Origin of the sequence: Sandarakinorhabdus cyanobacteriorum (assembly GCF_002251755.1) — a bacterium.
Classification (GTDB): domain Bacteria; phylum Pseudomonadota; class Alphaproteobacteria; order Sphingomonadales; family Sphingomonadaceae; genus Sandarakinorhabdus; species Sandarakinorhabdus cyanobacteriorum.
The window spans coordinates 23,307-44,099 of record NZ_NOXT01000107.1; the positions used below are offsets into that span (position 1 = coordinate 23,307).

At 65.3% G+C, this 20,793-nt stretch carries 18 protein-coding genes; 7 read left to right on the top strand and 11 right to left on the bottom strand.

Translation table 11 applies throughout. From position 1 onward, the window contains the following. Positions 1-45: 45 nt before the first annotated feature. The gene (locus tag CHU93_RS08345) at positions 46-1,248 is read right to left on the bottom strand and encodes a type III PLP-dependent enzyme (protein ID WP_094473633.1); all 1,203 of its coding nucleotides are present in this window, start codon (positions 1,246-1,248) and stop codon (positions 46-48) included. A gap of 259 nt (positions 1,249-1,507) precedes the next feature. On the opposite strand from CHU93_RS08345, the gene CHU93_RS08350 reads away from it, so the two are divergent. From CHU93_RS08350 to CHU93_RS08360, 3 genes are all read left to right on the top strand, one after another. Beyond that, positions 1,508-2,482: a threonine ammonia-lyase gene (locus CHU93_RS08350; RefSeq protein WP_094473634.1), complete on the top strand. Its 975-nt coding sequence runs from the start codon at positions 1,508-1,510 to the stop codon at positions 2,480-2,482. Continuing rightward, positions 2,482-3,129: a hypothetical protein gene (locus CHU93_RS08355; protein ID WP_094473635.1), complete on the top strand. Its 648-nt coding sequence runs from the start codon at positions 2,482-2,484 to the stop codon at positions 3,127-3,129. Before CHU93_RS08350 ends, CHU93_RS08355 begins: the two co-directional genes overlap by 1 nt. A gap of 83 nt (positions 3,130-3,212) precedes the next feature. After that, positions 3,213-4,007, top strand: coding sequence for a DUF2189 domain-containing protein (locus CHU93_RS08360; protein ID WP_094473636.1), 795 nt, complete (start codon positions 3,213-3,215; stop codon positions 4,005-4,007). Here the strand turns inward: CHU93_RS08360 and glpD are convergent, their stop codons facing one another. After that, entirely contained in the window at positions 4,008-5,531 is a 1,524-nt protein-coding gene (glpD, locus tag CHU93_RS08365; protein WP_094473637.1) for a glycerol-3-phosphate dehydrogenase, read from the bottom strand. Positions 5,532-5,572: 41 nt separating this feature from the next. Here glpD and glpK point away from each other — a divergent pair, with 41 nt between their 5' ends. The 4 genes from glpK (at position 5,573) to CHU93_RS08385 (ending at position 9,832) form a co-directional block, all read left to right on the top strand. Further along, complete coding sequence (gene glpK, locus CHU93_RS08370) at positions 5,573-7,051, top strand: glycerol kinase GlpK (RefSeq protein WP_094473638.1); 1,479 nt, start codon at positions 5,573-5,575, stop codon at positions 7,049-7,051. Continuing rightward, positions 7,051-7,233 carry a hypothetical protein gene (locus CHU93_RS08375; RefSeq protein ID WP_133064356.1) on the top strand — a complete coding sequence of 61 codons (183 nt, stop codon included), beginning with the start codon at positions 7,051-7,053 and terminating at the stop codon, positions 7,231-7,233. Before glpK ends, CHU93_RS08375 begins: the two co-directional genes overlap by 1 nt. A gap of 171 nt (positions 7,234-7,404) precedes the next feature. Next, positions 7,405-7,626, top strand: a complete 222-nt coding sequence (locus CHU93_RS08380) for a hypothetical protein (RefSeq protein ID WP_094473640.1) — start codon at positions 7,405-7,407, stop codon at positions 7,624-7,626. Positions 7,627-7,702: 76 nt separating this feature from the next. Further along, a complete protein-coding gene (locus tag CHU93_RS08385; RefSeq protein WP_094473641.1) occupies positions 7,703-9,832 on the top strand; it encodes a PQQ-dependent dehydrogenase, methanol/ethanol family in 2,130 nt (709 codons plus the stop codon). A gap of 9 nt (positions 9,833-9,841) precedes the next feature. On the opposite strand, the gene CHU93_RS08390 is transcribed toward CHU93_RS08385, so the two are convergent. From CHU93_RS08390 to CHU93_RS08430, 9 genes are all read right to left on the bottom strand, one after another. Then, a complete protein-coding gene (locus CHU93_RS08390; protein WP_094473642.1) occupies positions 9,842-10,615 on the bottom strand; it encodes an SDR family NAD(P)-dependent oxidoreductase in 774 nt (257 codons plus the stop codon). Positions 10,616-10,953: 338 nt separating this feature from the next. Beyond that, entirely contained in the window at positions 10,954-12,330 is a 1,377-nt protein-coding gene (locus CHU93_RS08395) for a class II 3-deoxy-7-phosphoheptulonate synthase (RefSeq protein ID WP_094473671.1), read from the bottom strand. A gap of 228 nt (positions 12,331-12,558) precedes the next feature. Then, positions 12,559-13,911: a glutathione-disulfide reductase gene (gene gor, locus CHU93_RS08400; RefSeq protein ID WP_094473643.1), complete on the bottom strand. Its 1,353-nt coding sequence runs from the start codon at positions 13,909-13,911 to the stop codon at positions 12,559-12,561. Positions 13,912-14,220: 309 nt separating this feature from the next. After that, positions 14,221-15,009 (bottom strand): DUF1294 domain-containing protein, encoded by a 789-nt coding sequence (locus CHU93_RS08405; protein WP_094473644.1) that lies wholly within the window; start codon positions 15,007-15,009, stop codon positions 14,221-14,223. Positions 15,010-15,040: 31 nt separating this feature from the next. After that, a complete protein-coding gene (locus tag CHU93_RS08410) occupies positions 15,041-16,330 on the bottom strand; it encodes an adenylosuccinate synthase (RefSeq protein ID WP_094473645.1) in 1,290 nt (429 codons plus the stop codon). Positions 16,331-16,344: 14 nt separating this feature from the next. Then, positions 16,345-17,046, bottom strand: a complete 702-nt coding sequence (locus CHU93_RS08415; protein WP_094473646.1) for an SDR family NAD(P)-dependent oxidoreductase — start codon at positions 17,044-17,046, stop codon at positions 16,345-16,347. Then, positions 17,043-17,570 carry an AAA family ATPase gene (locus CHU93_RS08420; RefSeq protein ID WP_094473647.1) on the bottom strand — a complete coding sequence of 176 codons (528 nt, stop codon included), beginning with the start codon at positions 17,568-17,570 and terminating at the stop codon, positions 17,043-17,045. Before CHU93_RS08420 ends, CHU93_RS08415 begins: the two co-directional genes overlap by 4 nt. A gap of 4 nt (positions 17,571-17,574) precedes the next feature. Further along, positions 17,575-18,126 (bottom strand): nicotinamide riboside transporter PnuC, encoded by a 552-nt coding sequence (gene pnuC / locus CHU93_RS08425; RefSeq protein WP_094473648.1) that lies wholly within the window; start codon positions 18,124-18,126, stop codon positions 17,575-17,577. A gap of 91 nt (positions 18,127-18,217) precedes the next feature. Next, complete coding sequence (locus tag CHU93_RS08430) at positions 18,218-20,731, bottom strand: TonB-dependent receptor (RefSeq protein WP_094473649.1); 2,514 nt, start codon at positions 20,729-20,731, stop codon at positions 18,218-18,220. Between the last annotated feature and the right edge of the window lie 62 nt (positions 20,732-20,793).

Below are 20,793 nucleotides of genomic sequence, written 5' to 3' on the forward strand. Positions count from 1 at the left end.
CGAGCGGGGAAGCGGCCCCCGCAAGCGCTGCGGGGGCCTGAAGACTCAGTGTTGGCGCAGCTGGATAATCTTGTCCGGCGACTCTTCCGTGACAGCGTAGAGCGTGTCCATCGGTTCATCCGAAACCATCACCGTCTCGCCGGCGGTGAAGCCGTTGAACCCGGTGCGCATGGCCGCGCCATAGGCGCCCAGCATGCCGATCTCTATATAGTCGCCAGCCGCGATGTCGGCCGGCAGGGCGAAGGGACCGCGCATATAGTCCATGTCATCGCAGGTCGGGCCCCAGAAGCTGAACTCCATGGGCTTGGCCCGCGATGCCTCTTCGCGCACCAGCGTCACCGGGAACCGCCAATCAATATGCGCGGCATCGAACAGGGCGCCATAGGCACCATCGTTGATGTAGAGTACATCGCCCTTGCGCGCTTCCACCCGCACCAGCACCGACGAATATTCGGCGCACAGTGCCCGGCCGGGTTCGCACCACAGCTCGGCGGAATAGGAAATCGGCAGCGCTTCGAAACCGCGGTGGATGACCTCGAAATAGGCTTCCAGCCGGCCCGGCTCCATGCCCGGATAGACGGACGGGAAGCCGCCGCCGACATCCACGATGTCAACGGTCACACCCGCCGCCACGATGGCCGCACGCACCTGGGCGAGGGCATCGCCATAGGCCTGGGGGCTCATCGCCTGGCTGCCGACATGAAAGCAGATGCCCAGCGCATCGGCGACCTGGCGGGCGGCCATCAGCACGGGCGCGGCTTCATCGGCCGGCACGCCGAACTTGGAGGCGAGGGACAGTTTCGAGTGGGAGGACGACACCCGCAGCCGCACGCACAAGGTGAGATCGGTCGCCGCCACGCCATCACGCGCGGTCGCCGCCACGATCTTGTCAAGCTCCTCGATCGAATCGAGGCTGAACACGCGCACGCCGTGGGTGTGATAGGCCTCGGCGATGGCTTCGGGCGCCTTCACCGGGTGCATGAAGCACAAGGTGGCGTTGGGCGCCACGTCGCGCACCAGCCGCACCTCAGCGATGGAGGCGACGTCAAAATGCGTCAGCCCCGCATCCCACAGGGTGCGGATCAGATCGGGCGAGGGATTGGCCTTCACGGCATACATCGACGTGCCCGGAAACTTCGACATGAAGAAACGGGCAGCGCGGCGTGCGGCGTGCGGGCGAACAAGGGTGGCTGGCTGCGTCGGACGCAGAGACAGCGCTACCCCCAGCGCGTTATGGTGCTTGAGCAACTCAAGGGACCTCCGGGTGGGCAAAGCATGTCGCTGCTGCGCGCTTGAACGGATGAGGCCGAAACCCCGCCCGGTCGATCGCCGGCATTGACACCAAAGCTGCCTTGCGGTGGAAGTCCCATGGGGCAGCGCCGCGTTTGTTATGAAAGCATGACGGCCGTGTAAAGCGATTTTTTGTTACAGCGAAAAATGCGCTTTTGCGTTGCCCTTTCAAGGGCTTGCCCCAGGGTGTCGCTGCAACTGAAAAGGCCGTTTTTCAATGACTTCCCCCGTCACGCTCGCCGATGTCGAAATTGCCGCAGCCCGGCTGGGCATTTGGCCGGTGCGCACCCCGCTGTTGAATTCGCCGGCGCTTGATGCCCTGTGCGGCGGCCGCATCTGGCTGAAGCCCGAGAATCTGCAGCACACCGGCAGCTTCAAGTTCCGCGGCGCCATGAACCGCCTGCTGGCGATTCCGGCCGAGGCGCGGGCCGGCGGCGTGGTCGCCTACTCCTCCGGCAATCATGCCCAGGGCGTGGCGCGCGCCGCCCGATTGCTGGGCATGCCGGCCACCATCGTGATGCCCAGCGATGCGCCCAAACTGAAGGTGGAGCGCACCCGCGCCGATGGCGCCGAGATTGTCTTCTATGACCGGCTGACCGAAGCCCGCGAAACCATCGCCGCCGGCATTGCCGAAGCCAAGGGCGCGCTGATCGTGCCGCCGTTCGCCGATCCGCTGATCATCGCCGGGCAGGGCACCGCCGGGCTGGAGGCGGTCACCGATCTTGCCGCCAGGGGCGAAACCGCCGATCTGGCGCTCACCTGCTGTGGCGGCGGCGGCCTTTCGGGCGGGTTCGCCGCCGGCAGCCAGTTGCCCACCGTGATCGTCGAGCCCGAAGGCTATGATGATGTCTGCCGCAGCCTGGCCGCCGGCCGCATCCTGCCGGTGGAAAACCCCGGCCCCACCCGCTGCGACGCGCTGCAGACCCTGCGCATGGCCGAAATCACCTTCGCCACACTCACCCACCATGGCGCCACCGGCGTGTCGGTGAGCGAGGCCGAGGTTGCCCGCGCCGTCGCCTTCGCCTTCCGCGAGCTGAAGCTGGTGGTGGAGCCTGGCGGCAGCGTCACCCTCGCTGCACTGCTGGCCGGTAAGGTCGACGTGAAGGGCAAGACGGTGATCGCCATCCTGTCGGGCGGAAACATCGATCCCGAGGTGATGGCCGCCTGTCTTGCCGAAGCCGGTCATGCCTGATGGACAACGGCGCGCCGGCAGACCAACCCAGGGCCGGGCTCGAGGCATCGCTTGGACGCCTCGGCGCGCGGCTCGTCTGGGCCGTCGTGGCCGTCATCGCGGCGCTGATGCTGTTCATCCTGTTCGCCCCGCTGCTGGGCATCCCCGAGAATCGCCGGCTCAGTGCCGACATTGCCGCCTTTGACCAAACCGCACGCACCTCCCCGCCGCGCCAGCTGACCGGCCATGCCAATTGGCAGACCGAGCGCTACCCCGGTCGCGGCGGCGGACGTTTCAGCTTTCCCGGCTTTGACCTTTATTTGCTCACCGGCAAACGGCTGCGCTTTTCGTGCGTCGCTGCAACCGCCTGTCCGCCCGCCGGCACCCAGGCGGCGGCATTGCCCGATGCGGTGCGCATATCCTTTGTCGAGACTGCCAGCGGCTATCGCCTGCCGCTCGAGATCCGCGACATGGCGGGCCGGATCATCATCAACCGCGCCGCCGCCCTGGCCGCGATCGACCAGCAGGCGGCGTGGGAGCGGGCACACCCCTATGATCCGTCGGCCGACCACCGGCTGTTTGCCGTGTTCCTGCTGATCTTTGCCGGATTGGGCTGGTCAATCTGGCGCGACGGCAAGCGCCGGGGACAGGCACCGCCTCCGCGCTGATACGGAGTTGCCGACCTCGGTCTGCCGGGCCACCATGCCCGCAATCGACGCCCGTAAAGGGCGCCCTTTGGGGGGACAGGCCAATGGCCATTGCCAATCCCGGTGCCGGCACCACCCAGGCCTTGCGCCGCCAGGTGGCGCATGATCTGGGCCTTGCCGATCTGAAATCAGCACTGGCCGCCGGCTGGCAGGATTATCGCGCCCAACCCCAGTTCGGGCTGGGCTTTGCCGCGGTCTATGTGCTGGTCGGGTTGGCGCTCGCCTGGGTGATGGCCGGGCGCGGCGATCTATTCTCCCTGATCCCGGCGGCGGCCGGCTTTCCGCTGCTGGCGCCTTTCTGCGCCGTCGGCCTTTACGAGGTGAGCCGGCGGCGGGAACGTGGCCTGCCCTTGCGCTGGCCGCCGGTGCTCGGCGCGCTCAAGGGCCATGGCGATCAGCAGTTGCTGGCGGTGGGCGTGGTGCTGTTCGTCGCCTTCGGCTTCTGGCTGATGATTGCCCACGGCATCTTCGCCGTCGCGCTGGCCGAATCCGGCGCCAAATCCGAATCGCTGGCCTTTCTGCTCACCCCGTCGGGCGCCATCATGCTGCTGGTCGGCGGCGGCGTTGGCAGCATCATCGCGCTGGCCTTCTATGCCGCCACCGTGATCAGCCTGCCGATGCTGGTGGACCGCGATGTCGATTTCCTCAGCGCCATCATCACCAGCTTTGCCGTCGTCAGGGCCAATCGCACCGTCATGCTGGCCTGGGCGGTGCTGATCGCCGCTGGCCTGTTCGTGGCCATGCTGCCGCTGTTCCTTGGCCTGCTCGTGGTGCTGCCGGTGCTCGGCCACGCCACTTGGCATCTCTATCGCCGCGCCGTGCAGGCCGCGCCCGCCTGATCACATGGCGCCGGGCCGGGCAAAGCGATGCCCGGTCGGAATTTCCGTCGCCGCCACCGGCTCCTCGCCAAACCAGCGCGCCACCTCGGCCTGCGCGGCGGCATCCAGATGCAGGCCTAGCTTGGTGCGCCGCCACAGCACATCGGCGCTTGATTGCGCCCATTCCTGGCTGCGGAAATAGTCCAGCTCGGCCTCGAACACGCCGCCCAGGTTGCGGCCCAGCCCGCCGGCCAGCAGCGCCTCGGCCGGGGCGCCAATGGTGGTCGCCAGCCGCTTGATCAGCTTGGGATCAAAATTGGCCTCACGCCGCTGCAACGTCTCCAGCCAGCGCTTGAAGGCGGCCTGGCCATGCTCGCCGCGCGCCCGTTCGATGGCACCGCCGGGCAGGGGGGCACTGCCGGTCCAGGGTTTCGATTTGGGCGCAATCCGCGCCATCACATCCTCGGCCAGCATGCGATAGGTGGTGATCTTGCCGCCGACCACGGTCATCGCGTCCAGCCCGGCATGTTCGACCAGCCGGTAATCGCGGGTGGTTTCCTTGTCGCCCTTGCCGGTTTCCAGGATCAGCGGCCGCACGCCGACGAAGCGGTGTACCACATCATCCGGAGTCAACGGCCGCGCCAGGTAACGGTTGGCAGCCGCCAACAGATAGTCCACCTCGGCATCGCTCACCGCCGCATCTTCGGGCCGCTGCACATCGCCTTCGGTGGTGCCGATCAACGAATAATCCCGCTCATAGGGGATGATGAAGATGATGCGGCCATCGGGCTGCTGCAGCATGAAGGCATCGCGGCCCAGGTGCACCCGCCGCGTCACGATATGGCTGCCCTGCACCAGCCGCAGCGGCGGCGCATCATTCAGGCCCATCACCCGCCGCGCCACATCCTCCGCCCACGGCCCGGCCGCGTTGATCAGGCGCAGGGCGCGGATCTGGCGGCCATCGGCCAGCGTGATTTCCCAGACATCGCCGACGCGGGCGGCACGGGCCACCGGCGTGCGCGGCAGCACCAGCGCGCCGCGTTCGCGCGCATCCTTCAGATTTTCCACCACCAGCCGGGCATCATCCACCCAGCCATCCCAATATCGCATGGCGCTGCGATAATCGCTGGCCAGCGCGCGGCCGGCGCGCTCGCTGCGCAGATCGATCTTCGCTGATCCCGGCACCACTTCGCGCCGGGCCAGATTGTCATAAAGGAAGGTGCCCAGCCGTAGCAGCCATTCGGGGCGCATGCCCGGCGCGTGCGGCAGCACGAATGGCTGTGGCCACGTTATGTGCGGCGCGATGTCGAGCAGCACCTCCCGCTCCGCCAGCGCCTTTCGCACCAGCCCAAAGGCATAATATTCCAGATAGCGCAGGCCACCATGGATCAGCTTGGTGGAAGCCGAAGAGGTGGCGCCACCCACATCGCCGGCATCGATCACCGCCACCGAAAAGCCGCGCCCGGCGGCATCGCGGGCAATGCCGGCGCCATTGATGCCACCGCCAATGATGGCCAGATCGAAGAGGGTGTTGATATCGCTCACGCGCCTTCCCTAACGGCCTTTCTGGTCCTAGAAAAGGCGACATGACAGATCAGCTCATCCTCGTGCTCGATGCGGGCACCACCTCCACCCGTGCGATTGCCTTTTCGGGCAGCGGCGACATCATCGCCAGCGCGGGCCGCCCGATGACGCAACATTATCCCGCCAGCGGCTGGGTGGAGCATGACGCAGGCGAGATCTGGGACCTGTCAAAGGCCTGCCTCGAGGAGGTGGCTACCACGGTCGGCATCGATCGCATTGCTGCCATCGGCATCACCAACCAGCGCGAAACCATCTGCTTCTGGGATCGCACCACCGGAGAGCCGCTGAGCCACGCCATCGTCTGGCAGGATCGCCGTACCGCTGATTATTGTGCCCAATTGAAGGCCGCCGATCCCGGCCTCGAACCGCGGGTGCAGGCCAAGACCGGCCTGCTGCTCGATCCCTATTTCTCCGCCACCAAGATCCGCTGGGCGCTGGACAATTGGCCGATGGTTGCCGACGCCGCCCGGGATGGCCGCCTGGCCGTGGGCACGGTCGAAAGCTGGCTGATCTGGAAATTGAGCGGCGGCACGGCGCATGTCACCGATGCCACCAACGCCAGCCGCACCCTGTTGATGGATCTGGCCAGCTGCGAATGGGATGCAGACCTGATTGCCCTGTTCGGCGTGCCGGCGGCGGCCTTGCCGGCCATCACCGATTGCGCCGGCACGCTCGCCCACACCGGCCTGCTCGGCCGCCCGGTGCCGATCACCGGCGCAGCCGGCGATCAGCAAGCCGCCGCGATTGGCCAGGGCTGCCTCACCGCCGGCGCGCTGAAGGCCACCTATGGCACCGGCTGCTTCCTGCTCGCCCATGCCGGTCCCACCGCGCCGGTCTCGCGCAACCGGCTGCTCTCCACCGTCGCATGGCGGCTGGGCGGCAAGCCGGCCTATGCGCTGGAAGGCGCGATCTTCGTCGCCGGATCGGCGGTGCAATGGCTGCGCGACGGGCTGGGCATCATTGCCAGCAGCGCCGAATCCGAAAGCCTGGCCCAAAGCGTGGCCGACAATGGCGGCGTCAGCTTCGTGCCCGCGCTGGCCGGCCTCGGCGCGCCCTATTGGAACCCGGATGCGCGCGGCCTGATCTGCGGCCTGTCGGGCGGCACCACCCGCGCCCATATCGTGCGCGCCGCACTGGAGGCGCAAGGCCAGCAGACCGCCGATCTGGTCGATGCGCTCGCCGCCGATGGCGTTGCCGCAGCCCGCCTGCGCGTGGATGGCGGCATGGTGGCCAACAACTGGCTGTGCCAGGATCTGGCCGACAGCCTGGGCCTGGTGGTGGAACGGCCGCGCGTCATTGAAACCACCGCCATGGGCGCTGCCATGCTGGCCGGCGTGGGCGCCGGCCTGTTTGCCGATCTGGAAAGCGCCGCCGCCGCCATGGCCGCCGCCGATCGCAGCTTCCACCCCGCCATCGATGCCGCCGCCCGCGGCCTGCGCCGGGCGCAATGGCAGGCGGCCATCGCCCGCGTGCTGGCCTGATGCCGGCCGAGATCACGCCCGTCACCGGCCTCGCGCTGGTGGCGGCGCTGGCGCTGGTGCTGGGCGGCCTGTGGCTGCTGCGCCAACCCGGCGGCAATCGCACCAAGGCCGTGCTGATGATGGTGGCCGGCGTGGTGGTTGCCTTCAATGCCTGGATCAACAGCCTGCCTTTGCCTTCATGACAGGGGTGTAATGTTCCTGATTCGGCGAATTCACCGGATTTTTAATGCAAAAAAGTACAAAATAGGCGAGCTGGGCCGAGTTGGCGATATTTCATCCTTGGCCACCTTGAAATTTGCCGCAAAAAGTGCAACATTACCCTCCAGTAACAATCACTGGATTGGATCATTCCGATGACCCTTCGTCTTGCCGCCGCCGTGCTTGCCATTGCTGCTGTGGCTGCTGCCCCGGCCCTGGCCCAGCGCCATGCCGATCTTGTCTATCTGCAGCAGGCCAAGCAAAAGGCCCAGACCACCGCTGCCGCCAAGTCCAAGCAGGAACAGGCGCAAAACGCCCCGGCGGCGAATGGCACGACCAAGCCTGCCGCCGGCCAGACCTCGGGATCCGGCAAGTAAGCCTGCGACTAAATCAAGCTTGCATCGTTCCACCGGGTCCATAGTCTGACATCAAAGTCACACTGGGGAGGGTGCAATGATGCGGCGGACAAAGGCGTTTTGCCTGTTGGCGACAGCTGGGCTGTTGGCCGCGGCAGGGGCCGTCTCGGGCGGTCCCGGCAGCGGGGTTCGCGGCGTTGATGCCCAGCGGCTGGCCAATGCGGCCGGCGAACCGGGCAACTGGATGACGCACGGCGGCACCTATGCCGAACAGCGCTTTGCTGATCTGAATCAGATCAATTCCGCCAATATCGGCCAACTGGGCCTCGCCTGGTATGCCGATCTGCCCACCAATCGCGGGCAGGAAGCCACGCCGATCGTGGTGGATGGCACCATCTACACCACCACCAGCTGGTCGAATGTCATGGCGCTTGATGCCGTGACCGGCCGGGTGAAGTGGCATTATGACCCCAAGGTGGACAAGGCGCGCGGCCACAGCGCCTGCTGCGATGTCGTCAATCGCGGCGTGGCGGTGTGGAACGGCCTGGTGTTCGTCGCCGCGCTGGATGGCCGGCTGATCGCTCTGGATGCCGATACCGGCAAGGTGAAATGGTCGACCCAGACCTTCGTCGACACCGCCAAGCCCTACACCATCACCGGCGCGCCGCGCGTGATGAAGGGCCTGGTGGTGATCGGCAACGGCGGCGGCGAGCTTGGCGTGCGTGGCTATGTCACCGCCTATGACGCGATGACCGGCAAGAAGAAGTGGCGCTTCTTCACCGTTCCCGGCAACCCGGCCAATGGCCCCGATGGCGAAGCCTCCGACAGCGTGCTCGCCGGCAAGGCGGCGCCGACCTGGTTCGGGGAATATTGGAAGGGTGGTGCCGGCGGCACCGCCTGGGATGCCATCGTCTATGATCAGGAGCTTGACCAGCTCTACATCGGGGTCGGCAACGGCTCGCCCTGGAACCACATGATCCGTTCGGACGGGAAGGGGGACAATCTGTTCCTCTCCTCCATCCTGGCGCTGAAGCCGGATACCGGCGAATATCTCTGGCATTATCAGACAACGCCGGGCGAAACCTGGGATTATACCGCGACCCAGCCGATCATGCTGTCCACGCTGATGATCGACGGGCGCCCGCGCAAGGTGCTGATGCAGGCACCCAAGAATGGCTTCTTCTATGTGATCGACCGGGCCAACGGCCAATTGCTGTCGGCCAAGAGCTTTGCGACGCAGACCTGGGCAACCGGCGTTGATCTGAAGACCGGCCGCCCGATCGAAGTGCCCGACGCGCGCTACCGCACCGCCGGCGCGCTGGTCTTCCCCTCGCCGCTGGGCGCGCACAACTGGCATCCGATGAGCTTTTCCCCGCGCACCGGGCTCGTCTATCTGCCGGCGCAGGAAATCCCGCAGATGTACATGGCGCAGGCCGGGTTCGAGCGGCGGGAAGGCGCGTGGAACCTTGGCATCAACATCGATGCCGGCTCGGTGCCCGATGACCGGGCGCAGTTCAAGGCGATCAAGGCCTCGCTGAAAGGCAAGCTGATCGCCTGGGATCCGGTGGCCCAAAAGCCGGCCTGGGAAATCACCTATGATGGTCCGTGGAACGGCGGCACGCTGGCAACCGCCGGCAATCTGGTGTTCCAGGGCAATGGCGCCGGGGATTTCCAGGCCTTCAACGCCAGCACCGGCACCAAGCTGTGGAACTTCAAGGCGCAAACCGGGATCATCGCACCGGCCATCAGCTATGCCGTGAAGGGCCAGCAATATGTGGCGATCATGGTCGGCTATGGCGGCGCCTACCCGCTGACCAGTGCCTTTGAAGACCCGCGGGAAGCCCGCAACGGCCGGCTGCTGGTGTTCAAGCTGGGCGGCAAGGCCCGGCTGCCCCGCGCGACCGAACCGGTGTTTGCCGCCGCCAACCCGCCGGCCGACATGTTCACCCCGGCCCAGGTGAGCGAGGGCGCCGCCATCTATGCCGCCAATTGCGCCTTCTGCCATGGGCCGGATGCCCATGCCTCGGGCGTACTGCCCGATCTGCGGCGCTCCGGCCTGCTCACCGATGCCGATGCCTGGAAGGCCGTGGTCCATGATGGCGCGCTGAAGGCCAATGGCATGATCGCCTTCAGCCGCTGGTACTCGCCGGCGCAGGTGGAGGCCGTGCGCGCCTATGTCGGCAGCCAGGCCCGGAAGCTGAAGGCGCAGGAAGACGCCGGCAAATAAGGCCAAGGCTCAGCGGTTTGACTGGCCGTCGTCAATCTTGATGATTGTGCCAGTCACCGCTTCGCCGGCCGGGCTGACCAGATAGAGCAGGGTCGAATCCATCATCGCAGGATCGCCCAGCCGCTTGCGGCGGAAATGTTGGGTGATGTCGCCCATGCGGCTCATCATCCCATCCATCATCTCGCTGGCAAAGGCGCCGGGCGCGATGGCGTTCACGTTGATCGGGAACTTCGCCCACTCCACGCTGAGCACCTCGGTCATCCGCACCACGGCGGCCTTGGTCATGCTGTACAGCGCCGCGCCATGGCCATTATATTCAAACGCCGCCATTGATGCCATGTTGACGATGCGCAAGGCCCCGCCATCGGCCAGCCGCCGCGCCGCCAGGCTGGTGGACAGCAGCCAGGGCGCATTCACATTCACCGCCATCACCTGGTTGTACAGCTCCAGGCTCACCTTGTGCGCCCGCGCCGCATCGGGAATGCCGGCATTGTTGATCAGGATGGATACCGGGCCGAGTTCCGCCTCCACCCGCTCGGCCAGGCCAACGCATTGCGCCTGATCGGCGGCATCCAGGGCAAAGGCACGGGCCTTGCCACCGGCGGCCGTGATGTCAGCCACCAGCGCCTCCAAACGGTCCACCCGGCGGGCACAAACCGCCACGGTTGCGCCCGCGGCGGCCAGCACGCGGGCAAAACGGGCACCCAATCCGGACGAGGCGCCGGTGATGATGGCAAGCTGGCCCGTCAGATCATGGCTGGCATTGGGCAGGGGATAGGGCATGGCAAAATCCTTTCACCGCCCTGCATGCGGCTTCGCCACTGGTGCGGCCATTGCCAGATTCGGCAGGGCCGCCACAAAAAAGAGCCGGACCTTGCACGCAAGGCCGGCTGTTCCCCCCACACGGCACGCTGCCGCAACCCGGAATTGATGAACGCGAATAAACCAAAGAAAAAATTTCGAAAGCAAGTTGACCAAACAGAAAACAACAAGGTTAATGCCACGCTACTCTTTACAGCCGCAGGCATAACCATGGTTGTTCAACCGTTAATGCTGCCATGCATCATCGCCTGCTGCGGCGACAGCAGTACACGACAAATGTCACGATAGTGTAAACTGGCTCAGGCGGCCCGGCTGTTGGCAATCGCTTCGCGTTCGGCCTTCAGCGCCTCGGCAATCAGGAAGGCCATTTCCAGGCTCTGGCTGGCGTTCAGGCGCGGGTCGCACTGCGTCTGATAGCGGCTGGCCAGGCCTTCATCCGAAATGGCAATGGCGCCGCCGGTGCATTCGGTCACATCCTGCCCGGTCATTTCCAGGTGGATGCCACCGGCATGGCTGCCCTCGGCGCGGTGGACCGCAAAAAAGCTCTTCACTTCCATCAGGATACGGTCAAATGGCCGCGTCTTCAGGCCACCGGCGGCCTTGATCGTGTTGCCGTGCATCGGGTCACAACTCCACAGCACATGGCGGCCTTCGCGGGCCACGGCGCGGATCAGGCGCGGCAGATGCTGCTCCACCTTGTCGTGGCCAAAGCGGGTGATCAGGGTCAGTCGGCCCGGCACATTGCCCGGGTTCAGCGTGTCGATCAGGCGGATGAGATCATCCGGCTCCAGCGACGGCCCGCACTTCAGGCCCAGCGGATTGCCCACCCCGCGCAGGAATTCGACATGCGCCGAACCGGCAAAACGGGTGCGGTCGCCAATCCACAGCATATGGGCCGACGTGTCATACCAGTCGCCGGTCAGGCTGTCCTGCCGGGTCATCGCCTCTTCATAACCCAGCAGCAGCGCCTCGTGGCTGGTGAAGAAACTCGTGCCCTTCAACTGCGGCACCGTATCGGGGGACAGGCCAATGGCCGCCATGAAATCAAGCGCTTCGCCGATCCGGTCGGCCAGCTGGGCATATTGATCGGCCCACGGGCTGCGCGCGGCAAAGTCCAGGTTCCATTTGTGCACCTGGTGCAGATTGGCATAGCCACCGCTGGCAAAGGCCCGCAGCAGGTTCAGCGTCGCTGCCGATTGCAGATAGCCGCGCACCATGCGCTGCGGATCGGGCGTGCGCGCTTCCGGCGTGAAAGCGATATCGTTGACATTGTCGCCGCGATAGCTGGGCAGCGACACGCCATCCTGTTCCTCGAAATCGCCGGAGCGCGGCTTGGCAAACTGGCCCGCCATGCGGCCCACCTTCACCACCGGCATCTTGCTGGCAAAGGTCATCACCACCGCCATCTGCAACAGCACACGGAAGGTGTCGCGGATGGTGTTGGGATGGAATTCGGCAAAGCTTTCCGCGCAGTCGCCACCCTGCAGAAGGAAGGCATTGCCGGCCGCCACATCGGCCAGACGCGCCGTCAGATCGCGGGCTTCGCCGGCAAACACAAGCGGCGGATAGGACCGCAGCTCGCTCTCAACGGCCTTGAGCGCCCCGGCATCGGGGTAAGAGGGCAATTGCCGCGCTTCACAGGCGCGCCAGCTGTCGGGAGACCAGTTCTTCGTCATGACGGTGGTGCTTTGCGGCATTTTGCCCGTGGGCGCAACAATCCTCCCCATACTTGTTTGGGGACGTGGCGCCCGCAGGGCGACGGACGGGCTCGAAGGGGCGGGCGTTCGTGACGTCGAACGGGCTTGTGCCAAGCCTCTGCCCCGGCAAGGCCGTGGCGCCGGCCTGCCAGAACCCGCCTGCCGGCTTCGCGCGAGTCCGCGCGCGGCACGCGCGCTGGCCGCGCTTCAGCGCATCAGCACCAGTTCCTCGCTCATCGTCGGGTGCAGCGCCATCGTCTCGTCAAACTGCGCCTTGGTCAGCCCGGCCTTCACGGCAATCGCGACCGCCTGCAGGATTTCCGGCGCATCGGGCCCGATCATGTGCGCACCCACCACCCGGTCGGTCGCCGCATCGACCACCAGCTTGTACAGGGCGCGCTCGTTGCGGCCGGCCAGCACATTCTTCATCGGCCGGAAATCGGAAGTGTAGATCTTCACCTGGCCATAAGCGTTGCGGGCTTCGGCCTCGGTCATCCCCACGCTGCCCAGCGGCGGGTTGGAGAACACGGCCGAAGGGATGGCGCGGTAATCGACATGCCAGACCTTGCCGCCAAACTGCCGGTCGGCAAAGCTGTGGCCCTCGCGTATGGCCACCGGCGTCAACTGCACCCGATCGGTCACATCGCCCACAGCAAAGATGTTCGCAACGCTGGTGCGGCTGTCCGCATCCACCGCAATCGCGCCCTTGTCGTTTAGGGACACGCCCACCTCGGCCAGGCCCAGCCCTTCGGTGTTGGGCACCCGGCCCAGCGCCCACAACAGCACATCGGTTTCGATGCGCTTGCCATCGGCAAAGTGCAGCACCAGGCCGTCACCTGTCTTTTCAACGCGTTCCAGCCGGCAGTTCAGCTTGAAATTGATGCCCTTGGCCATGGAAATGGTCAGCAGCCGATCGGCCAGCGCGGGTTCCCAGCCGCGCAGGATGGTGTCGCTGCGATTGATCAGCGTCACATCGCTGCCCAGTTCATGGAACACGCCGGCAAATTCGGTGGCGATATAGCCGGCACCGGCAATCACCATTCGCCGCGGCAGTTCGGGCAGATGGAACACCTCGTTCGACGTGATGCCAAGTTCGGCACCCGGCACATCGGGAATGAACGGCCGCGCCCCGCTGGCGATCAGGATGGTGCCGGCCGTGTGGCGCCGAACGCCGTCTTCTCCGTCCACTTCGACCGTGTGGGCATCGACCAGCCGGGCTTGGCCCAAAAGGGTCGTCACCTTGTTGTTGTCCAGCGTGTTCTGATACAGGCCGTTCAGCCGATCGACCTCGGCCGCCACATTGTCGCGCAGCGTCGCCCAGTCAAAGCGCTTGCCGCTGATCTGCCAGCCGAAACGCGCGGCATCCTCCAGATCCTCGGCGAAGTGCGATCCATAGACCAGCAGCTTCTTGGGCACGCAGCCGCGGATCACGCAGGTGCCGCCAACGCGAAACTCCTCGGCCACCGCCACGCGCGCGCCATGGCCGGCGGCAATGCGGCTGGCCCGCACCCCACCCGAACCAGCACCAATCACGAAAAGGTCGAAATCATATGTGCTCATGGCCGTTCCATAAGCCCGCACGGCCGGCAGCGCCAATCAAATTGCCCGGTTGGCCTGAGCGACGCAGGCGATCAATGTGGGCAGCAACAGCCAGCAGGAACACCCAATCCAGCTCTTCAGGCCTGTCCTACATCGGCCAAACCTGTCATCATTCCGTCATGTGGCTCTGTCTAAAATGTAAAATTTCCAATTGATCCATGCGGACAGCATGGAGAAATATTGCCTGTTTTCAATTGTCGCACTGGCAAATTGTGTCAACTTCGTCAACTTCCGACGTTTTGCAATTGCCGCGCGGCCGGACGGTCTCCGTCACCTGGCGAGCGGATCGAGCCACCACCAGATGCCGCCCGCCAGCGCGCCAATCTGCAAGCCGCTGATCAACAGCAGCGGCAGCTTGAAACTGCCCTTGGCGCTCTTGTGGCGCAGCCGATGGATGGCCAGCCAGGCCGCCGGGCTGCCACCCAGCGCCGCCAGGCTGTGCAGCCAGCGCTCCGGCACCCGCCATAGCCGCGCCGTGCGGGACCGCGCCTTGTCGATAGCGAACATGATGTAGGTGAGGAGATTGATCAGCGCCAACCAGCCTGCCGCCAGCCATGGCCAGTCCGGAAATTGCATGGCGGCCGGCGGCGCATCATCGGGCACCACCACCCGGTCAATCACCGGCCACTCGGGTTCGGCCATCGGCTGTTGCGGTGCGGGTTGGGCCACCTCCGGCTCAGACGGCGCCGCAACATTGCCGCAATCAAGGTTGGCATAACGCGGCACCGCCAGTCCCGATGCGATCATCGCACAGCTCAAGTCCACGCCATCCACGCTGCAGCGGGCGATCACCCGGCCATAGCGGTCGTAATCTTCGGCCGTACAGGTCAGGGTCCGCCCCCGGGTCAGCCCGCGCAGATGGTCGCGCGCCGCATAGGGATCGCCCGGGGTGCATTGCCGGCCTGGCCGGCAGGCGCCCGGCATCTCCGGCGCATCAATGCCCTGCAGCCGGATGCTCTCCTCCACATTGGTGCAGCGCACATTGTCCCCATCATGATGGGTCGGGGCGATGCAACTGAAGCTGGTGGCGGCAGCAAGCAACAGGGGGACAAGCGACATGACAGGCTTGTACTTGACCTGTTCTCATCGCTCAATCGCGGAACGGATCCTTCACCAGGATGGTATCGTCGCGCTCGGGGCTGGTCGAAACCAGTGCCACCGGGCATTCGGTCAATTCCTCGATGCGGCGGATATATTTGATCGCCTGCGCCGGCAGTTGCGCCCAGCTGCGCGCACCGGCCGTCGATTCGCTCCAGCCTTCGAACGCCTCATAGACCGGCTCGACCCGGGCCTGTTCGGCGGGATGCGCGGGCAGATAATCCAACTCCCGGCCATCGAGGCGATAGCCGGTGCAGATCATGATCGTCTCCAGCCCGTCGAGCACGTCCAGCTTGGTCAGCGCCATGCCGGTGATGCCGCCCACGGCGATGGCCTGGCGCACCAGGACGGCATCAAACCAGCCACAGCGGCGCTTGCGGCCCGTCACCGTGCCAAATTCATGGCCGCGCGTGCCCAGCCGCTCGCCCACCGCATTGTCCTGCTCGGTGGGGAAGGGGCCGGAACCGACCCGCGTGGTATAGGCCTTGACGATGCCGAGGACATAGCCGGTGGCATCCGGGCCCATGCCCGAACCGGCGGCCGCCTGACCGGCCACAACGTTGGACGACGTGACAAAGGGCCAGGTGCCATGATCAACATCCAGCAGCACGCCCTGCGCGCCCTCGAACAATATGCGGTCCCGCCGCCAGCGCGCATCGCGCAGCCGCTTCCAGACGGGCTGGATGTAGGGGAGCACGGCCGGCGCCACATCGGCCAGCTGTGCCTTCAACTCGGCCGCATCCACCGGCGCCACGCCAAAGCCGGCGCGCAGGGCATTATGGTGGGCCAGCAGCCGCTCCAGCTGCGGTTCGATCGCATCCAGATGCGCCAGATCGATCACGCGCAGCGCGCGGCGGCCGACTTTGTCTTCATAAGCCGGGCCGATGCCGCGCCGGGTGGTGCCGATCTTGCCGGCCCCCATCGCATCCTCGCGGAGGGCATCCAGATCGCGGTGCAGCGGCAGGATCAGCGGAGCCGATTCCGACACGGCCAAATTGTCGGGCGTGATCGACACACCCATGCCGGCAATACGGGCGACTTCATCGCGGAAATGCCAGGGATCAAACACCACGCCATTGCCGATCACCGACAGGGTGCCGCGCACGATGCCGGAAGGCAGCAGCGACAATTTGTAGGTCTGGTTGCCCACCACCAGCGTGTGGCCGGCATTGTGCCCACCCTGGAACCGCACCACCACATCGGCACGCGCCGACAGCCAATCGACAATCTTGCCCTTGCCCTCATCGCCCCACTGGGCGCCCACAACCGTGACGTTCGGCATCTCAGTTCCTCACATCAGCGCACATAGGATGCGCCATTGATATCGATGGTCGCCCCGGTGAGCGAGGCCGGCGCCGTGATGGCCAGCCAGCGGATGGTCTCGGCCACCTCATCCGGCATGGCGACCCGGCCGAGGGGGATATCGGCCAGCAATTTGTCGCCGCCGCGGCTGGCCAGATAATCCTCCGCCATGCCCGTCATGGTGAAGCCGGGTGTGATCGAAAAGGCCAGGATATTCTGCCCGGCATAGGCGCGGGCAATGCTCTTGGTCATGGCCAGCATGCCGCCCTTGGCCGCCGCATAATGCCAATGCTTCGGCGAATCACCGCGATGGCCGGCGCGGCTGGCCACGTTGATGATGCGGCCACCGCCATGCTGCTGAAAATGCAGCACGGCATGACGGCACAGGTCGGCGGCCGATTGCAGGTTGATGGCCATGCTGCGCGCCCACGCATCGGCAAAGCCATCGGCGTCTTCGATATCAGCCGCTTCAAACACGCCGGCATTGTTGACCAGCACATCGATACGCCCACTGGCCAGTTCCAGCGCCTGCGCCCACAATGCATCGGTGGCACGCGGCTGGGCAAAATCGGCGGCAATCAGGCCGTTGCCGCCGGCGGTGGACTGGCCAATCACGGTGCAGCCCGCGCCAGCAAGGGCGGCATGGGCGGCAGCGCCAATGCCGCGCGACGCGCCAGTAAGCAGGATGCTGGTCATGACAAGGCCTCCCTGGTGGCAAGCGCGCTGCGGATGGCGGTTTCGGCCTGCGCGCGCCGCTGGGCCCAATTGCCCGAAATCAGCACCGGCGCAATGCCGCGCAGCGCCAACTCGTTTTCGATCACATGCTGGAAACGCATCCGCTCGGTGCCGACGAACTGGCGGGTGCCATCGGCCACCCAAGGTGTGTCGGGGGCAAACAGCAGATACAGGTCCGCGTTGGCAGGCATGGCCGACAGGATGGGATCGCGTGTCCGGTGCAGCATGCGGAACCAGGCGGCGGTGGTGACGATATCGGTATCCTCGATCAACAATACTGGGCGGCGCGCCACAATGGCCTGCCGCCGGCGTTGATGCTCGGTGGCAATCATCCGCAGGGCATCAGGCGTGAAATCGGTGCCGATGGTTTCGGCGTATTCCCGCCCATATTCCGGTATCAAGGCACCGCCGAGCGCCTGGCTCAGCTGTTCCGCCAATGTGGACTTGCCGGTGGATTCCACGCCGGTGAAGCAGACATGCAGCATGGGATCAGGCCGCCACCGTCTGCCAGCGGCGCCAGCTGTAGAGCGCGACGGCAAGAAAGGCCACGTAAAGCGCAGCCGTGATCCACAGTGCCTGGCTGGCATAGAGCCCGATCGACAGCAGATTGACGCCCACCCAGATCGGCCAGCTTTCGAGATAACGCCCGTTGGTCAGCAATTGCGCCACCAGTGACCAGCCTGCCACGGTGCCATCGGCAATTGGTGCCGCCGCATCGGTTTCCCGCAGCAACACGGCCAGCAGCGCCGAAGCTGCGATCCCGGCACCGATCACCGCCTGCCAACCCCGGCGCGGCATCCTGCGAACATCCACTGCGCCATTGTGGGCTGGTGCCCGCAACCAGGCGACAAACCCTTGTGCCTGCGCCAAAAAAAAGAAGATCTGCAGACCGGCGACGGCATAAAGCCGGGCATCGACAAAGACCCCAGCCAGGATTGCCACCATGATCATGCCGGCGGGATAGTTCCACACCGACCGCCGCGCCAGCAGCAGCATGTTGGCCAGGCCAAAGCCCGCCGCCAGGATTTCCCACGGATTCACGTCGCGCCTTAAGCCCGCCCAGACCAAAATTTGCAAGAAAAAGGGGCGCGCCGATAACGACGCGCCCCCAATTCCGGTCGCAGTGGTGCGATCAGAAGCGCCAGCGCACCAGGCCGCCAAAGGTGCGCGGTTGATTGCGATAGCCCGACAGCGTGCCGGCCTGTGCCACACCCGGGAAGATCGTGGTGATCCACGCCTGGTTGGTCAGGTTGCGGGCCCAAAGCGAGATGTCGATCTTGTTATCGAGCACCAGCGTCACCGAGGTGTTCAGATTGTCGACCGTGCGCTTCAGCGCCACCGTGCCCTGGGCGATCTGCGTCGGGCTTTCGTGCTGATAATCGGCATGGAACAGCAGCTTGGCCGCATCGCTCAGCCGCGCGGTGTAATCAATGCCCAGCGAGGCCGCATATTCGGGCGTGCCAGCAACACGCTGGCCAGACAGATCCAGCGGCACCGTGGAGAAGCTGCCGTTGACCAGCGCCGCGCCGCCGGGGAACCGGTCGAACCTGGCGTTGAGATAGGTCAGGCTGGCCGTAAAGCGGAGGTCCCGGGTCGGCGAGATCGAGCTGTCGATTTCCAGACCGTCAACCGACTGCTGGTCGGCGTTGGCGAGGATGAAGCCCGTGCCCGAGAACACGTTGCTCTGGAACCCGTTCAGAATCTGGCGGAAGGCAGCAATGTTGACGGCAAAGCCTTCCCACTGGCCCTTGATGCCGATTTCATAAACGGTGGCATGTTCAGGATTGGCAAAGCGCGAACCGGTGGTGAGGTTGACCGGCAGATTGGCACCCAGCGCCGTGCGGATCGGCGATGCGGCCGGCGCCGGCACCTGCGCCGTCGAACCAGGGATGAACTGCGAGGCAAACGGCCGCGAGTCGGCCGACAGGTTGAACGAGCTGGCCTTGAACCCGGTCGCATGGGTTGCATAGAGGTTCAGGTTCTCGTTCATCTTGTAGGACAGGCGCAGCGTGTAGGCGAAATCGCTGTCAGACGTGCGGCCATCTTCCACGGCGTTGGGGAAGTTCAGGAACGGCGGCAGGAACTGAAGGGCGCGCAGGCCCAGGAACGGGTTGAACTGCGGATTGGCTGCAACCGTGGCCGGCACGCCGGCATTCACGCCAGCCCGCACCAGATCAAGACCGGAGAACACATCCGTGGACACCACGTTGGTGGTCACCCGCTTGGTATCCCGGGTGTAGTTGCCGCCCGCAGTAAACGTCAGCCCTTCGGCCAGTTCCCAATCCACGGTGCCGAACAGCGAGATGGCGCGGTTCTTGTAGTCATAATCCTCGAACCGGCCCTGGCCCTGACCACCGAAGGCACCCGCCGGGGTGCCCGGCAGCAGCGCGCGCAGCGTGGGCTCCAGATTGGTGTAGGCGCCGCCCGAAAGGGCGCTGGCATAACCACGGAAATCGCGGCCAAAGGTCAGCGCCGCCTGGGCATCGATATTCTCGTGGAAATAGAAGGCGCCCACGAGGAAGTTGATCGGGCCATCAAACTTCGAGGCAACCCGGAATTCCGCCGTGTAGGTGTTGATGGCGTTGCGGCCGCGGTTGGCGCCGATGATGTCAGCGCTGGTGAAATCGCTGTCGGCATTGGTGTTCAAGCGCACACCGCGATAGGCGCCAATGAAGGTCAGATCGAACTGGCCGGCCTTGTAATCAGCCTGAGCCGAGACGCCGAAATTGTCGATTTTGTTTTCCGACGCGAAGTTGGTGGCCGATTCCAGCGCCAGCGGCTGGTTGGAAATCAGTCGGCCGCCCAGCGCGCGCACGGCATTGCCGGTCGGGCCATCGACAATGTTCACCACCGAACAGCAGACTTCGTCGATCCTGTCGTAATCGGCGATCAGCCGCAGCTTGAAATCGTCCGACGGCTTGAACAGCAGCTGGCCGCGGACGCCGCCACGGTTGCGTTCGTTGTCATCGCGGTTCAGCGTGACGTTGCGAACATAGCCATCACGACGGTTGTAGTTGCCGGCCAGGCTGAAGGCGACAGTGTCGCTGATCGGCCCAGTGACTTCGGCACGGGCAACAACCGCGTTGTAGTTACCATAGGACAGTTCGGCGGCGCCGCCGAAATCAAACTTGGGCTCGGCCGTGACCACCGAGATGATGCCGGCCGACGCGTTCTTGCCAAACAGGGTCGACTGCGGGCCGCGCAGCACTTCCACTCGCTCCAGGCTGGGCAGGTCGCCGATCTGGGCGGCCGACCGGCTGCGATAGACGCCATCGATGAACACGCCCACCGATGGTTCGATGCCGGCGTTGTTGGCGCCGTTGCCGAAACCACGGATGATGAAGTTGGTGTTGGCCGACGACTGCAGCTGCGACACGCGCAACGACGGCACCAGGGTCTGCAGATCAAGGGCGTCACGGATCTGGGCGACTTCCAGCGTGGCCTTGCTGGCCACCGACACGGCGATCGGCGTGTCGATCAGGGTCTTGGCCTGCTTGGAAGCGGTGACGATGATGATGTCGTCTTCGCCTTCGTCAGCAGCAGCGGTCGGGGCATTTTGCGCCAGGGCAGGGGAAGCAATGGCAGTGGCACCCAGCAGAAACAGCGCACGCAGGGCAGCGTGACGCGAAACGTCGTTCAGTCGCATGACTATCCTTCCCAATATGCGGAACCATCGGTGGGGGCGGTTCCGTTCGTGCCCGTTGGCCG

What these genes read in the sequence shown, in the direction of transcription:
- gor (WP_094473643.1), bottom strand. Translation starts at nt 13,911, where the DNA reads ATGAGCACATATGATTTCGACCTTTTCGTGATTGGTGCTGGTTCGGGT.
- CHU93_RS08405 (WP_094473644.1), bottom strand. Translation starts at nt 15,009, where the DNA reads ATGTCGCTTGTCCCCCTGTTGCTTGCTGCCGCCACCAGCTTCAGTTGC.
- CHU93_RS08415 (WP_094473646.1), bottom strand. Translation starts at nt 17,046, where the DNA reads ATGACCAGCATCCTGCTTACTGGCGCGTCGCGCGGCATTGGCGCTGCC.
- CHU93_RS08380 (WP_094473640.1), top strand. Translation starts at nt 7,405, where the DNA reads ATGACCCTTCGTCTTGCCGCCGCCGTGCTTGCCATTGCTGCTGTGGCT.
- CHU93_RS08360 (WP_094473636.1), top strand. Translation starts at nt 3,213, where the DNA reads ATGGCCATTGCCAATCCCGGTGCCGGCACCACCCAGGCCTTGCGCCGC.
- CHU93_RS08420 (WP_094473647.1), bottom strand. Translation starts at nt 17,570, where the DNA reads ATGCTGCATGTCTGCTTCACCGGCGTGGAATCCACCGGCAAGTCCACA.
- CHU93_RS08350 (WP_094473634.1), top strand. Translation starts at nt 1,508, where the DNA reads ATGACTTCCCCCGTCACGCTCGCCGATGTCGAAATTGCCGCAGCCCGG.
- CHU93_RS08355 (WP_094473635.1), top strand. Translation starts at nt 2,482, where the DNA reads ATGGACAACGGCGCGCCGGCAGACCAACCCAGGGCCGGGCTCGAGGCA.
- CHU93_RS08385 (WP_094473641.1), top strand. Translation starts at nt 7,703, where the DNA reads ATGATGCGGCGGACAAAGGCGTTTTGCCTGTTGGCGACAGCTGGGCTG.
- CHU93_RS08430 (WP_094473649.1), bottom strand. Translation starts at nt 20,731, where the DNA reads ATGCGACTGAACGACGTTTCGCGTCACGCTGCCCTGCGTGCGCTGTTT.
- CHU93_RS08410 (WP_094473645.1), bottom strand. Translation starts at nt 16,330, where the DNA reads ATGCCGAACGTCACGGTTGTGGGCGCCCAGTGGGGCGATGAGGGCAAG.
- CHU93_RS08390 (WP_094473642.1), bottom strand. Translation starts at nt 10,615, where the DNA reads ATGCCCTATCCCCTGCCCAATGCCAGCCATGATCTGACGGGCCAGCTT.
- CHU93_RS08395 (WP_094473671.1), bottom strand. Translation starts at nt 12,330, where the DNA reads ATGACGAAGAACTGGTCTCCCGACAGCTGGCGCGCCTGTGAAGCGCGG.
- CHU93_RS08375 (WP_133064356.1), top strand. Translation starts at nt 7,051, where the DNA reads ATGCCGGCCGAGATCACGCCCGTCACCGGCCTCGCGCTGGTGGCGGCG.
- glpK (WP_094473638.1), top strand. Translation starts at nt 5,573, where the DNA reads ATGACAGATCAGCTCATCCTCGTGCTCGATGCGGGCACCACCTCCACC.